The organism is Streptomyces sp. WI03-4A (assembly GCF_033792105.1).
GTDB lineage: Bacteria > Actinomycetota > Actinomycetes > Streptomycetales > Streptomycetaceae > Streptomyces > Streptomyces collinus_A.
In genome coordinates, this window is the sequence record NZ_JARAUO010000028.1 from 99,029 (window position 1) to 112,816 (window position 13,788).

General features: G+C 73.0%; 15 protein-coding genes. 4 read left to right on the top strand and 11 right to left on the bottom strand.

The genetic code is table 11. From position 1 onward, the window contains the following. Positions 1 to 16: 16 nt before the first annotated feature. Positions 17 to 667, bottom strand: coding sequence for a transglycosylase family protein (locus PV343_RS25870; protein WP_319149359.1), 651 nt, complete (start codon positions 665 to 667; stop codon positions 17 to 19). A 539-nt stretch (positions 668 to 1,206) separates the two neighbouring features. On the opposite strand from PV343_RS25870, the gene PV343_RS25875 reads away from it, so the two are divergent. Next, a complete protein-coding gene (locus PV343_RS25875; RefSeq protein ID WP_319149360.1) occupies positions 1,207 to 2,001 on the top strand; it encodes a hypothetical protein in 795 nt (264 codons plus the stop codon). Positions 2,002 to 2,101: 100 nt separating this feature from the next. Then, positions 2,102 to 2,491 (top strand): hypothetical protein, encoded by a 390-nt coding sequence (locus PV343_RS25880; protein WP_319149361.1) that lies wholly within the window; start codon positions 2,102 to 2,104, stop codon positions 2,489 to 2,491. A 98-nt stretch (positions 2,492 to 2,589) separates the two neighbouring features. Here PV343_RS25880 and der read toward each other — a convergent pair whose 3' ends face one another. The 4 genes from der to PV343_RS25900 form a co-directional block, all read right to left on the bottom strand. Then, on the bottom strand, positions 2,590 to 4,071 hold the full coding sequence (gene der / locus PV343_RS25885; protein WP_319149362.1) for a ribosome biogenesis GTPase Der: 1,482 nt from the start codon (positions 4,069 to 4,071) through the stop codon (positions 2,590 to 2,592). A 76-nt stretch (positions 4,072 to 4,147) separates the two neighbouring features. Next, positions 4,148 to 4,735 carry a lysophospholipid acyltransferase family protein gene (locus PV343_RS25890; protein WP_319149376.1) on the bottom strand — a complete coding sequence of 196 codons (588 nt, stop codon included), beginning with the start codon at positions 4,733 to 4,735 and terminating at the stop codon, positions 4,148 to 4,150. Between the two features lie 62 nt (positions 4,736 to 4,797). Beyond that, the gene (gene cmk, locus PV343_RS25895; RefSeq protein WP_319149363.1) at positions 4,798 to 5,490 is read right to left on the bottom strand and encodes a (d)CMP kinase; all 693 of its coding nucleotides are present in this window, start codon (positions 5,488 to 5,490) and stop codon (positions 4,798 to 4,800) included. A gap of 155 nt (positions 5,491 to 5,645) precedes the next feature. Further along, positions 5,646 to 6,731, bottom strand: a complete 1,086-nt coding sequence (locus tag PV343_RS25900) for a prephenate dehydrogenase (RefSeq protein ID WP_319149364.1) — start codon at positions 6,729 to 6,731, stop codon at positions 5,646 to 5,648. A gap of 322 nt (positions 6,732 to 7,053) precedes the next feature. On the opposite strand from PV343_RS25900, the gene PV343_RS25905 reads away from it, so the two are divergent. Together PV343_RS25905 and PV343_RS25910 are read left to right on the top strand one after the other, a co-directional pair. After that, the gene (locus PV343_RS25905) at positions 7,054 to 7,437 is read left to right on the top strand and encodes a Rieske (2Fe-2S) protein (RefSeq protein ID WP_319149365.1); all 384 of its coding nucleotides are present in this window, start codon (positions 7,054 to 7,056) and stop codon (positions 7,435 to 7,437) included. A gap of 22 nt (positions 7,438 to 7,459) precedes the next feature. Further along, on the top strand, positions 7,460 to 8,230 hold the full coding sequence (locus PV343_RS25910) for a DNA polymerase beta superfamily protein (RefSeq protein WP_319149366.1): 771 nt from the start codon (positions 7,460 to 7,462) through the stop codon (positions 8,228 to 8,230). Here PV343_RS25910 and PV343_RS25915 read toward each other — a convergent pair. The 6 genes from PV343_RS25915 to PV343_RS25940 form a co-directional block, all read right to left on the bottom strand. After that, positions 8,156 to 8,905, bottom strand: a complete 750-nt coding sequence (locus PV343_RS25915; RefSeq protein WP_319149367.1) for a DNA polymerase beta superfamily protein — start codon at positions 8,903 to 8,905, stop codon at positions 8,156 to 8,158. The two genes, PV343_RS25910 and PV343_RS25915, sit on opposite strands and share 75 nt — an antisense overlap. Before the next feature lie 4 nt (positions 8,906 to 8,909). Continuing rightward, on the bottom strand, positions 8,910 to 9,932 hold the full coding sequence (locus PV343_RS25920; protein ID WP_319149368.1) for an ADP-ribosylglycohydrolase family protein: 1,023 nt from the start codon (positions 9,930 to 9,932) through the stop codon (positions 8,910 to 8,912). Continuing rightward, the gene (locus tag PV343_RS25925; RefSeq protein WP_319149369.1) at positions 9,929 to 10,687 is read right to left on the bottom strand and encodes an NUDIX hydrolase; all 759 of its coding nucleotides are present in this window, start codon (positions 10,685 to 10,687) and stop codon (positions 9,929 to 9,931) included. Before PV343_RS25925 ends, PV343_RS25920 begins: the two co-directional genes overlap by 4 nt. 191 nt (positions 10,688 to 10,878) lie before the next feature. Next, a complete protein-coding gene (locus PV343_RS25930) occupies positions 10,879 to 12,000 on the bottom strand; it encodes a pseudouridine synthase (protein ID WP_319149370.1) in 1,122 nt (373 codons plus the stop codon). Beyond that, entirely contained in the window at positions 12,000 to 12,647 is a 648-nt protein-coding gene (scpB, locus tag PV343_RS25935; RefSeq protein WP_319149371.1) for an SMC-Scp complex subunit ScpB, read from the bottom strand. Before scpB ends, PV343_RS25930 begins: the two co-directional genes overlap by 1 nt. Then, on the bottom strand, positions 12,644 to 13,788 hold a 1,145-nt coding region (locus tag PV343_RS25940; protein WP_415923514.1), incomplete at its 5' end, for a segregation/condensation protein A. The genes PV343_RS25940 and scpB, both read right to left, overlap by 4 nt.

Here is a 13,788-nt window from a genome sequence, read left to right on the forward strand (position 1 = left end):
GGAGGCGGACCCTCGCTCAGAGCGCGAGGCGCTGGCCGGGCACGATCATGTCCGGGTCGCCGCCGATGACCGACCTGTTGGCGGAGTAGATCCGCTGCCAGGTGGTCCCGTGCCGGGCGGCGATGATGCTCAGGGTGTCGCCCTCGCGGACGGTGTAGCCGCCGCGCGAGGCGCCGCGGTTGACGTGGGTGCCGGGGCGCTGAGGCGCCTTCGACGGTGCGGACTTCGTCGTCACGCCCGTCTTGGCCGCGGCCCCCGAGGCGGCCGCGGGAGCGGCTCCCGAGGCGCCGGCCCGGCCCGAGCAGACCGGCCAGGCGCCCCAGCCCTGGGCCTGCTGGACCTTGGCGGCGACGGCGATCTGCGCGCCCCTGGAGGCCTGGTCGGCCGTCGGGGCGTAGGCGGAGCCGCCGTACGCGCGCCAGGTGCCGGCGGAGAACTGGAGCCCGCCGTAGTAGCCGTTGCCGGTGTTGATGTGCCAGTTGCCGCCGCTCTCGCACTGGGCGATGCGGTCCCACACTCCGTCGTCCGCCGCCGCCGCGTTGCCGGTCGCGGCCAGCAGGCCCAGCGGGGCCAGCAGCGCCGCCCCGGTGAGGGCGGCCGTCGTACGGCCCTTGCGGGCGCCGTCGTGACGGGCGGTGGTACGGGTGGTATCGGCACACTCGGACATGTAATTCCCTCTCCCACGAACCCGGGCTCCCCCGGACGGGACACGGTGCGCCGCGCATGGCCGCGGTGTTCCGTGCCCGCCCCGTCCGCCGTGACCGGCGCCGGTCGTGCTCTGTCCGGTGCCGGCCGGTGGACGTACCCGAGCGGTGCTGTCTGCACACGGCGGAGGAATGTAGGGAGTGCGGGCGGTCGATATCAACCAACTCCCTGTCATTCCAGGCCAGTTCGCCGTTACCACAGGTATCGTCGATTTTCGGCCAGCCGTTTCATACGCTGATTTCCTGATTTTTCGACCACCAGCTGAGGCGATCTGTGACCCACTTCACCCGTTCAAGTTCCTTGACTCCGCACCGAGTTGACGGTGAGTGGCCAATTCCGTACCTCAGGTGACCCTGTGCGGTGGATGGTTCGATTCCGTCGTGCTCGGGGCGTGACCCCCACCACAGGACGCCCGTTGTCTTCTTCATGAGCCCGGAACCCCGGGGCTCAGGGGCCGGGAGCCACCCGGTCGACCCAGCACCGCATCCCGAGGGAGCCACCGTGCCGCGCATGCTCGACGTGAGTGCCGCCGTACGCGCCGAGATCGGCGACGAAGAAGCCGACCGGCTGCTCGCCGGAGAGAACGCCCCGGGCAGTTACGACTGCACGTCCTGCCGCACCCCGGGCGACTCCGAGCAGGAGCGCACCAGCACCGTTCTGTTCGTCGGTGACGAGACCGCCGTCCTCGCCTTCGCCCACGCCGGGTGCCTGCCCTCCCAGGTCGTCCAGGTCACCGAGGAGCAGCTGCAGGGCGCCGTACGCTCCATCGGCGGCACCGGCGGCGACCTGGCCACGGGCGGCACGCCGCAGCGGCCCGTGCCCGAGCAGGCCGTGCTCGGCGTGACCAGCGGGCTCGTGCTGGTCGAGGGCGAGCTGCACCCCGCGCTGGTGGTCGAGCCGACGGCCCCGATCGTGCGGCCCGGCTCCACCGGGGTCGGCGACGACTTCCTCCCGCTCCTCATCGAGCAGGGCTTCATGCCGGTGACCGAGCTGGTGTCCGTGCCGCCGGTGCTGCACGGCTGGTCGGTGCTGCTCGCCGTCGGCCAGCTGCACGCGGTGCTCCAGCCGGGCCCGGGCGGCGGTCAGCCCGTGGCCTGGTGGCAGGCGCACCAGCCGCTGCAGGTCACGGACAGCTGGCGGGCCGCCGCCAACAAGCACCAGCAGGTACTGCTGTTCGCGGCCCCGGTGGGCTCCATCGGGCGCCAGCCGCGGGAGGACCTGCTGCGCGAGGCCCTGGACAAGGCGGCGGCGAACGGCAAGCTGGTCGCGGCGGCGCTGCCGCTCGCGGGCACCTGAGCGCCACCCGGGACTACGGTGGCGCCGGAAACCCGGCGTCACCCTCCCAAAAGCCGCGCATCGGCCGCATCCCTTCCGGGCTGCCGTCGTTTGGACATACGTGCACGCATACGACAGCCCTCCTCCCCGCCGGTCCTCCTACTCCTCCATCCCGTCCGCACGGGCGGGCCAGGAGTCGGTCGGCGGCGCGTCCGCCACGCCGATCTACGACTCCCTCTACGCGGAGTGGGTCAGGAGCTTCCGCACGCTGCCGGGTGACCGCAGCGGCGAGGAGGAGCTGGGGTTCAGTGCCTTCGGCATCGCCCCGCACAGCACCGGCTCCTACCGGGCGCACTACAGCGCCTACAGCGCGGGGGCGTACAGCGCCCGGCACGGCAGCGGCCAGCAGCAGGCGCAGTGGCAGCGGATCGGCACCATCGGGCGGTCCCAGGAGACCGGGATGCACCATGTCCCGGCGGCACTGCCGCCCGGCCCGCGCCGGGGCACGTGACCCGCGGGACTGGCGTACGGCGAAGGGCGGCCCCCACACCGGGGGCCGCCCTTCGCCGTCGCGCCGCCGGCGCCTGACGGCGCCGCGGCCTCGGACCGCTACTTCTTCTTCGCGCCGCGCTTCTCGCGCACCCGCACAGAGATGTGGATCGGGGTGCCCTCGAAGCCGAACTCCTCGCGCAGCCGGCGCTCGATGAAGCGCCGGTAGCCCGCCTCGATGAAGCCGGAGGCGAACAGGACGAACCGCGGGGGCTTGGTGCCGGCCTGGGTGCCGAACAGGATGCGCGGCTGCTTGCCGCCACGGACCGGGTGCGGGTGGGCCGAGACCAGCTCGCCGAGGAAGGCGTTCAGCCGACCCGTCGGGACACGGGTCTCCCAGCCGTCGAGGGCGGTCTCGATCGCCGGGACCAGCTTCTCCATGTGCCGGCCGGTGCGGGCCGAGACGTTGACCCGGGGCGCCCAGGCGACCTGGCCCAGCTCGGTCTCGATCTCCCGCTCGAGGTAGTAGCGGCGCTCCTCGTCGAGGGTGTCCCACTTGTTGAAGGCGAGGACGATCGCGCGGCCCGCCTCCACCGCCATGGTGACGATGCGCTGGTCCTGGACCGAGATGTTCTCGGAGGCGTCGATCAGGATGACGGCCACTTCCGCCTTCTCGACGGCGGCCGCGGTGCGCAGCGAGGCGTAGTAGTCGGCGCCCTGCTGGAGGTGGACGCGCTTGCGGATGCCCGCCGTGTCGACGAACTTCCAGGTCACGCCGCCCAGTTCGATCAGCTCGTCGACCGGGTCGCGGGTGGTGCCCGCCAGCTCGTTGACGACGACGCGCTCCTCGCCGGCCACCTTGTTCAGCAGCGAGGACTTGCCGACGTTCGGGCGGCCGATGAGCGCGATGCGGCGCGGGCCGCCGACGGCGGCGCCGAAGCTCTGCTCGGGCGCCTCGGGGAGCGCCTCGAGGACGGCGTCCAGCATGTCGCCGGTGCCTCGGCCGTGCAGCGCGGAGACCGGGTGCGGTTCGCCGAGGCCCAGGTTCCACAGGTAGGAGGCGTCGGCCTCGCCGCTCGGGCCGTCGACCTTGTTGGCGCACAGCACGACCGGCTTGCCGGCCTTGCGCAGCAGCCGTACGACGGCCTCGTCGGTGTCGGTGGCGCCGACCTTGGCGTCCACGACGAAGACGACCGCGTCGGCCGCCTCGATCGCGTACTCGGCCTGGGCGGCCACGGAGGCGTCGATACCGAGGACGTCCTGCTCCCAGCCGCCGGTGTCGACGACCTTGAAGCGGCGGCCCGCCCACTCGGCCTCGTAGGTGACGCGGTCGCGGGTGACGCCGGGCTTGTCCTCCACGACGGCCTCGCGCCGGCCGATGATCCGGTTGACGAGCGTCGACTTGCCGACGTTCGGCCGGCCGACGACGGCGAGGACCGGGAGCGGCCCGTGGCCGGCCGCCTCGATGGCGCCCTCGACGTCCTCGAGGTCGAAGCCCTCTTCGGTGGCGAGCTCCATGAACTCCGCGTACTCGGCGTCGCCGAGCGCCCCGTGCTCGTACTCGTGCTCTGCCGAGCCCTCGGGCTGGATCTGGTCGCTCATGAAGTCCGTACCTCGTCGTTCATCGTGGTGATCGGTGGAACGACCCTTTTGGGCTGATCCACTACTCAAGTGTCGCCTAGCGCCCGGTCAGGCGCCTGGCGTTTTCCAGGTGGCTGGTGAGCTGCTTCTGGATGCGCTCGGTCGCCTCGTCCAGCGCCCTGCGGGTGCGCCGTCCGCTGCCGTCGCCCGCCTCGAACGGGTCGCCGAAGACGACGTCGACGCGGGAGCGCAGCGGGGGCAGTCCCTTGACCAGCCGTCCCGGCCGGTCGGAGCTGCCCAGGACGGCCACGGGCACGATCGGCGCCCCGCTGCGGACCGCGAAGTAGGCGAGGCCGGCCCGCAGGGAGGCGAAGTCGCCCTCGCCCCGGGTGCCCTCGGGGAAGATGCCCAGCACTCCCCCGTTCTCCAGGACGCCGAGCGCCTGGCCGATGGCCGCGCGGTCGGCGGAGGCGCGGTCCACCTTCAGCTGGCCGATACCGCTCAGGAAGGAGCCCAGGGGGCCGATGAACGCCTCCTTCTTGATCAGGAAGTGCGTCGGCCGGGGCGCCACGCCCATCACCATCGGTCCGTCGATGTTGTGGGAGTGGTTCACGGCGAGGATCGCCGGACCGGTGGCGGGCATCCGCCAGGCGCCCAGCACACGCGGTTTCCACAGCCCGAACATCAGACCGACGCCGATGCGCCGGCCGACCTCGGCGCCCCGCTCCGTGGGCAGGGACGGAAGACTCACTTCCCGGCTCGCTTCTCCTCGACCAGGGTGACGACGCACTCGATGACCTGGGCGAGGGTGAGTTCGGTGGTGTCCACCTCGACCGCGTCGGCCGCCTTGGCGAGCGGCGAGGTCTTGCGGCTGGAGTCGGCCGCGTCCCGCTTGATCAGGGCCTCACGGGTGGACTGCACGTCGGCGCCCTTCAGCTCACCGCTGCGGCGGGCCGCGCGGGCCTCGGCGGAGGCGGTGAGGAAGATCTTCAGGTCGGCGTCGGGCAGCACGGTCGTGCCGATGTCCCGGCCCTCGACCACGATGCCGAGCTCGGCGCCGGAGGCCAGCGAGCGCTGCAGCTCGGTGATCCGGGAGCGCACCTCGGGCACCGCGCTGACCGCGCTGACCTTGGAGGTGACCTCCTGGGTGCGGATCGGGCCGGCCACGTCGACGCCGTCGACCGTGATGGTCGGGGCGGCCGGATCGGTGCCGGAGACGATCTCCGGCTTGCCGGCGACGGCCGCGATCGCGGTGGGGTCCTCCAGGTCGATGCCGTTGGAGACCATCCACCAGGTGATCGCCCGGTACTGGGCACCGGTGTCCAGGTAGCTCAGGCCGAGCTGCGCGGCCACGGCCTTCGACGTGCTCGACTTGCCCGTGCCGGAGGGACCGTCGATCGCGACGATGACGGGCTTGGCGGTCGGGGCGCCGTTTTCCACGGGGGGACACCTTCCTGGTGCGGTGCGGGGAGCGGGGAGCGAGAGCGCCCCGCACAAGGTTACTGGGTACGGGTCACTCGTCCGGACGCACGCGTGCCGGACGGGTGCGGGACGCGGTCCCGCGGGCTGTCCTGCGGCCGGTTCTGCCGCCGGTCCTACTGGCGCAGCGCCCAGCCGCGCTCACGCAGCGCGGCCGTCAGGACCGGCACCGCCTTCGGCTCGACCATGAGCTGGACGAGACCCGCCTGCTGTCCCGTCGCGTGCTCGATGCGCACGTCCTCGACGTTGACCCCGGCCTGTCCGGCGTCGGCGAAGATCCTGGCCAGCTGTCCCGGCTGGTCGTCGATGAGCACGGCCACGACCTCGTAGACCCGCGGAGCGGACCCGTGCTTCCCGGGTACCCGCACCTGCCCGGCGTTCCCGCGCCGCAGCACGTCCTCGATGCCGGCGCTGCCCTCGCGCCGCTTGGCCTCGTCGGAGGACTGCAGGGCGCGCAGCGCGCGCACGGTGTCGTCCAGGTCGGTGGAGACGTCCGCGAGGAGGTCGGCGACCGGGCCGGGGTTGGCGGAGAGGATGTCGATCCACATCCGGGGGTCGGAGGCGGCGATCCGCGTGACGTCCCGGATGCCCTGTCCGCACAGCCGTACGGCGGCCTCCTCGGCGTTCTCCAGGCGGGCGGCGACCATGCTGGAGACCAGGTGGGGCATGTGCGAGACGAGGGCGACGGCCCGGTCGTGGGCGTCGGCGTCCATGACCACCGGGACCGCGCGGCAGTGCGAGACCAGCTCAAGGGCGAGGTTGAGGACCTCGGTGTCGGTGTCGCGGGTCGGGGTGAGCACCCAGGGGCGCCCCTCGAACAGGTCGGCCGTCGCGGCGAGCGGCCCCGACTTCTCCCGGCCGGACATGGGGTGGGTGCCGATGTACGACGACAGGTCGAGGCCGTGTGCCTCGAGATCGCGGCGCGGACCGCCCTTGACGCTGGCCACGTCGACGTAGCCGCGCGCCAGGCCCCGGCTCATGGCGTCCGCGAGGACGGCGGCCACGTGGGCGGGCGGGGCGGCGACGAGCGCCAGGTCCACCGGGCCCGCGGGGGCCTCGTCGGTGCCGGCGCCGAGCGCGGCCGCGGTGCGGGCCTGCTCGGGGTCGTGGTCGGCGAGGTGCACGACGACGCCCCGCTGGGTGAGGGCGAGCGCGGCGGAGGTGCCGATGAGCCCGGTGCCGATGACGAGTGCGGTCCTCACCGGGCGACGTCCTCGCGCCGGGCGGCCACCCGCTCGTCCCTGTGTCCGGTCTCGTCCGGGTCCCGCTGGACGGCCCCCCGGACCGCTCGTACCGCCACGGCGCTGCTCCTCGCTGACATGCGTACCGACTCTCTGCCCGTCCAGCGTAGTCAGCCCCGGCCGGCCGGGCGCGCGGCGCCCGCCGGGTGAGACGGGGCCCGAACCGGTGACGGGCGGTCCGGGGTTCCGGCGCCCCGGGTACGTTCGATGCGAAGATGGCCGGGTTTTACTTATTCACCCCCTTTGTCCCCTGTCCTCTCGGTCTTCCCCTTCGGAGTGGCACATGACCAACGGCACCACGCGGCGCACGGTTCTCGCGACGGGCGTGGCGACGCTCGCCGCCGGGTGCGGCGGCAACCAGAGCGGCTCCGCGCCCCGTACCGAGAAGCTGGCCGGGACGAGCGAGATCCCGGTGGGCGGCGGCAAGGTGTTCAAGGAGCAGAAGGTCGTGGTCACCCAGCCGGCCAAGGGCGACTTCAAGGCCTTCTCCGCGATCTGCACCCACATGGGCTGCACGGTGAACAAAGTGGCGAACGGCACCATCGACTGCCCCTGTCACGGCAGCAGGTTCGAGATCACCGACGGATCGGTGGCGCACGGCCCGGCGACCAAGCCACTGCCCCCGCGGACGATCACGGTGAAGGGAAATTCGATCCACCTGGCGTGAGCGGTCCGCGTACGCTCCCGGCATGCGGCCCGAGACCCCCGAGGAGCACCCGGACCCCCAGGACCTGGTGCGCGACCACACGATCTACTCCTGCGTCATGGGGTCACGCGCCTTCGGCCTGGCCACCGAGACCAGCGACACCGACCGCAGAGGCGTCTTCCTCGCCCCCACTCCGCTGTTCTGGCGCTTCCGCAAGCCGCCGACGCATGTGGAGGGACCGGGCGAGGAGCGGTTCTCCTGGGAGCTGGAGCGGTTCTGCGAGCTGGCGCTGCGCGGCAACCCGAACATCCTGGAGTGCCTGCACTCCCCGCTGGTCGAGCACGTGGACGACACGGGCCGCGAGCTGCTGTCGCTGCGCGGCGCCTTCCTGTCCCAGCAGGTGCACGGCACCTTCACCCGCTACGCCCTCGGCCAGCGCCGCAAGCTCGACGCCGACGTCCGCACGACGGGCGCCCCGCGCTGGAAGCACGCGATGCACCTGCTGCGCCTGCTGCAGAGCGCCCGCGACCTGCTGCGCACCGGCGAGCTGCGGCTCGACGTGGGCGACCGGCGCGAGCCGCTCCTCGCGGTGAAGCGGGGCGAGGTGCCGTGGGCCGAGGTCGAGGCGCGCATGGTCCGGCTCGCCGCCGAGACCGACGAGGCCCTCCGGCACACCCCGCTGCCGCCGGAGCCGGACCACGCGCGCGTGGCCGGCTTCCTGCACCGGGTCCGGCGTGCCTCAGCCTGCGCGCCTGACCCGTACCAGGAAGTCGTGCAGGGCGTCGTGGGCGGTGGGCGTGTCGGGCAGCGCTGAGGCGGCCTGCGCCGCGTCGAGCGTGGCGTGCAGCCGCTCCACGTCGGCCTCCACGCGCGCGTGGTCGACGTCGGCGCCGCCGTGCTCGCGCTCCGCCTTGGCGGCGATCAGCTCCGGCAGGTAGCCGGGCGCGTCGACCTGCTCCAGGAGCGTGGGCAGATGCGCCTCGACCTCGCCGCTGCGCATCAGGTGGATGCCGGTGAGCAGCACGCGGAAGGTGTAGAGCAGCGGCTTGAGCTCGCCGGTCTTCTCGAACAGCCGCCACTGGGTGACCGCGAAGCCGCGGTAGTGGTGGGCATGGTGGCCGGTGAGCACGCCGGGGACGAGAGCGGTCAGTTCCCGGTGCTCCTCCGTGGTGTGCGCGACCAGGGGCGAGAGCAGCTGCTCCAGCACGTAGCCGTTGCGCCGGAGCATCAGCCGGACGAACTTGCGCACGTCGTGCGTCACGAGGTCCATCTCGACGCCGAACCGCACCCACGCCAGGGACCGCGTCTCCTCCGGCTCGCGCAGCCCCACCAGGTCGGCCGCCGGCAGCAGGTGGGCGCCGCGCAGGTCCAGGTCGGAGTCCTGGGAGGGGAAGCCGTACAGGTGGGCCCCGGAGACCGTCGCGAACAGCAGGGGGTGGGGCTGCTCGGCGATCACGGGCGTCAGGTCCATGTCGAGGTCGTCGATCATGGGCCTAAGCGTCCCAGAGCGCCCCCAGTGCCGACAGGTCGCCCCGGTACTCGATCCGGTCGGTCCACTCGGCCGGCCAGGCGTCCGCGCCGAGCCAGGCGCCCGCGAAGGCGCCGGTGAGGCAGGCGATCGAGTCGGAGTCGCCCGAGGAGCACGCCGCCCGGCGCAGCGCGGTGACGGGTTCGTCGGGGAAGAGCAGGAAGCACAGCAGCCCGGTGGCCAGGGCTTCCTCGGCGATCCAGCCGGCTCCGGTGGCCAGGCAGGGGTCGGTCTCCGGGGAGGCGTCGCGCACGGCCTCCTGGAGCCGGCCGAGTATCGCCAGGCACTCGTCCCAGCCGCGCGCGATGAAGTGCTCGGGGCCGGGGTCCTGGGAGCGGGTCCACAGGTCGCCGAGCCAGGTGTGGTCGTAGCGGGTGCGGTGGTCGTAGGCGTAGGAGCGCAGCCGCCCGACGAGTCCGGCGGGATCGATGCCCTGGGCGAGCAGGTGGACGGCGTGCGCGGTGAGGTCGGAGGCGGCCAGCGCGGTGGGGTGGCCGTGGGTGAGCGCGGCCTGCAACTGGGCGGCGCCGGAGCGCTGTTCGTCGCTCAGTCCGGGGGCGAGCCCGATCGGGGCGACCCGCATGTTGGCGCCGCAGCCCTTGGAGCCGATCTGGCTGGCGTCCTGCCAGGGCCGACCCTCCTCGTTCAGCAGCGCGCAGGCGGTCAGGCAGGTGCGGCCGGGGGCGCGGTTGTTCTCGGGCGAGTGGTACCAGTCCACGAACTCCTCGCGCAGCGGCCGCTCGAGGCGACTCGGGGCCAGGAAACCGCGGTCCATGGCCGTGCGCAGGCCGCGGCCGACGGCGAGGGTCATCTGCGTGTCGTCGGAGACGAAGGCGTGCTTCGGCAGTTCCATCTCCCGCCAGGGGCCGCACTTGGCGAGGATGGACGGCACGTCGTTGAACTCGGTCGGGAAGCCCAGGGCGTCGCCGAGGGCGAGTCCGGTCAGGGATCCGGTGGCGGCGCGCTTGCTCGCGGGGCGGGTGGTCATGGGCGTCCTTCCCGGGACGGTCGGAGCAGGGGCGGGTGCAGGGCGGTGGCGGTGCCCGCGCGGTAGAGGGCGGCCGGCTTGCCGCGGCCGCCGGTCAGCCGGGCGGCGCCGGGCACGGGTTCGACGAAGCCGGGCGTGGCGAGCACCTTGCGGCGGAAGTTGGGCCGGTCGAGGGCCGTGCCCCACACGGCCTCGTAGACCTGCTGCAGCTCGCCGAGGGTGAACTCGGGCGGGCAGAAGGAGGTGGCGGCGCGGCTGTTCTCCAGCCGCGCGCCGATCCGGTCGCGGGCGTCGGCGAGGATCCGGTCGTGGTCGAAGGCGAGCGACCGGGCGGCGGTGTGGGGCAGCCAGCGGGCCTGGGCCGCGTCGCCGCCGCCGCGCGGCTCGGGCGGCTCGGGCAGCAGCGCGGTGAACGCGACGGACACGACGCGCATCCGGGGGTCGCGGTCCGGCTCGCTGTAGGTGCGCAGCTGCTCCAGGTGCAGACCGGAGACGTCCGCGAGTCCGGTCTCCTCGGCGAGTTCGCGCCGGGCGGCCGTCTCCGCGGACTCGTGCGGCAGCAGGAAGCCGCCGGGGAGCGCCCAGCGGCCGGCGTACGGCTCCTGTCCGCGCTCGACGAGCAGCACGTGCAGGACGCCCTCGCGGACGGTGAGGACGGCGAGGTCGACGGTCACGAAGGGCTCGTAGGCGTACTTGTCGTAGGCGTGCTTGTCGCAGGCGGACTCGCCGTGGACCTCGGCGCTCACCGCGTCCACCCCCTTTACGGTCAGTCTTTATGGTCAGCCTGACTAATAGTCGCTACGACCATAAAGAGGCGCGCGTCTGTCGCGCAAGCCCCTCGGCGCGCCCTGGAGCCCCGTTCCCGCACACGCCGACGGCCGGGCCCCGGATACCCCGGGACCGGCCGTCACAACGCCGTGCAGGCGCCTCCTGGAGGTCGTGACTCCTAGAGGTCCACCTCGTTCATGAGCATCCCGACCTCGGTGTTGCTCAGGCGGCGCAGCCAGCCCGACTTCTGGTCGCCCAGGGTGATCGGGCCGAAGGCGGTGCGCACCAGCTTGTCGACGGGGAAGCCCGCCTCGGCGAGCATGCGCCGCACGATGTGCTTGCGGCCCTCGTGCAGGGTCACCTCGACCAGGTAGTTCTTGCCGGTCTGCTCGACCACCCGGAAGTGGTCCGCGCGCGCGTAGCCGTCCTCGAGCTGGATGCCGTCCTTCAGGCGCTTGCCGAGGTCGCGCGGGATCGGGCCGACGATGTGCGCGAGGTAGGTCTTCTTCACGCCGTACTTGGGGTGCGTGAGGCGGTGCGCCAGCTCGCCGTGGTTGGTGAGCAGGATGACGCCCTCGGTCTCGGTGTCGAGCCGGCCGACGTGGAAGAGACGGGTCTCGCGGTTGGTGACGTAGTCGCCGAGGCACTGGCGCCCCTCCGGGTCCTCCATGGTGGAGACGACACCGGCGGGCTTGTTGAGCGAGAAGAACTGGTACGACTGCGTCGCGACCGTCAGGCCGTCGACCTTGACCTCGTCCTTCTCCGGGTCCACGCGGCGGCCCTGCTCCAGGACGATCTCGCCGTTGATCTCGACCCGGGCCTGCTCGATCAGCTCCTCGCAGGCGCGCCGGGAGCCGTAGCCCGCCCGCGCGAGGACCTTCTGCAGCCGCTCGCCCTCCTGCTCGGCGCCCGGGAAGGTCTTGGGCAGCTTCACGTCCTTCTTGCCCGCGTACCGCTCGCGGTTGCGCTCCTCGGCCCGCGTCTCGTACTCGCGCGAACGGGCCGGCGCCGAACGGTCGCGCCCGGTGCCCTGGCCCTGCCGGGGGCCGCCCTTGGCGCCGCCGCGCGCCGAGGCGCCCCGCCCGGACTTCGGGCCGGACTGCGTGGCGCCGGGACCCACGTCGTAGCGCCGCTCCTCCGGACGCGGCTTCTTCGGCCGGCCGCCCTGGTTGTCGTCACGGGAGTTGCCGGCGCCGCGGTGGCTACCGCGGCCACCACCGCTCCCGCCGCGGCCGCCGCTGTTGCCACCACGGCTCCCGCCGTTGTTTCCGCTGCTGTTCCTGCCGCTGCTGCTTCGCATCAAAGTTCCGTCTTGTCGTCTGCGTCCTCGGAATCCGGGGCGTCCGGATCGAACGACGGTACGCCCTCCTGGGTCTCGGCCTCGATCGCCTCCGCCTCCGGGAGGAAGGGCGCGAGCTCCGGGAGCTCGTCCAGGCCGCGCAGGCCCATCCGCTCCAGGAAGTAGTTCGTCGTCCTGTACAGGATCGCACCTGTTTCGGGTTCCGCGCCCGCCTCCTCGACGAGACCGCGCTGGAGCAGGGTGCGCATCACGCCGTCGCAGTTGACCCCGCGCACGGCGGAGACGCGGCTGCGGCTGACCGGCTGGCGGTAGGCGACGACGGCCAGGGTCTCCAGCGCGGCCTGGGTGAGGCGGGCCGTCTGGCCGTCCAGCACGAGCCGTTCGACGGCGGCCGCGTACGCGGCACGGCTGTAGAACCGCCAGCCGCCCGCGACGAAGCGCAGCTCGAAGCCGCGGCCCTGCACGGTGTAGTCGTCGGCCAGCTCCCGCAGCGCGTCGGCGATCTGCCGCCTGGGCCGCTCCAGGATCCGGGCCAGGTGCTCCTCGGTCGCGGGCTCGTCGACCACCATGAGGACCGCTTCGAGGGCGGGCTTGAGGTCCAGGCCGGCGACGGCACCCGGGCCCGGGACGGAATCGGTCTCGCTCATGCCTTCTTCTCCTCCTCGGGCACCTCGGGCACCTCGGGCGGCCGGTCGAACTCGTCGGTGACCCTCGGGGCCGCCTCCCCGTCGCCGCCGGTCCAGCGCACCAGCAGTTCGCCGAGCGCGGCCTCCTGCTCCAGGGAGACGGCCTTCTCCCGGTACAGCTCCAGCAGCGCGAGGAAGCGGGCGACGACGGTGAGGGTGTCGTCGGTGTCCTCGACCAGGACCCGGAAGCTGGCCTCGCCCAGCTCCTTCAGCCGGGCCACCACGATCCCCGCCTGCTCCTGCACGCTGACCAGCGGGGCGTGGATGTGGTCCACGTACACCTGCGGCTTCGGCCTGGGCTGCATGGCCTTCACGGCGAGCTGCGCGAATCCCTCGGGGCCGATGCTGATGACGACCTCGGGCAGCAGCTCGGCGTGCTCGGGTTCGAGGCCGACGGTACGGGGATAGCGGCGGGCCTCCTCGTCCAGGCGCCGGTTGAAGATGTCGGCGATCTGCTTGTAGGCCCGGTACTGCAGCAGCCGTGCGAACAGCAGGTCGCGGGCCTCCAGCAGGGCGAGGTCGGCCTCGTCCTCGACCTCGGCGGTGGGCAGCAGCCGCGCCGCCTTCAGGTCCAGCAGCGTGGCGGCCACGACGAGGAACTCGGTCGTCTGGTCCAGGTCCCAGTCCGGCCCCATGGCCCGGATGTGCGCCATGAACTCGTCGGTCACCTTCGACAGCGCGACCTCGGTGACGTCCAGCTTGTGCTTGGAGATCAACTGAAGCAACAGATCGAAGGGCCCCTCGAAGTTCGCCAGCCGAACTTTGAACACACCGTCGACGCCGTCGGCCGTACCGGCGGAGCCGTGCCCGGGCCCGGGCGGATCGCCCGGCTCGCGGCCCGGCGCGGGTCTGCCCGCAGGGTCCGGCCCCGGCGCGGGCGTGTCCGCGGGCTCCAGCTCCGGCGCGGGCGCGTCCACAGCGCCCCGGCCGAACTCGCGCACACCACTTCCGGGCTGCTGCTCCGGTGCGGGCGTGTCCACGCGCTCGCGGTCCGGCTCGGGCGTGTCCGCAGGCTGCCGCCCCGGTGCGGCGGCGTCGGCCGCCTCCCGGCCCGCCGCGGGCGTACCCCCGGGGGCGCGGCCCGCCGTGGGCCTCTCCGCGG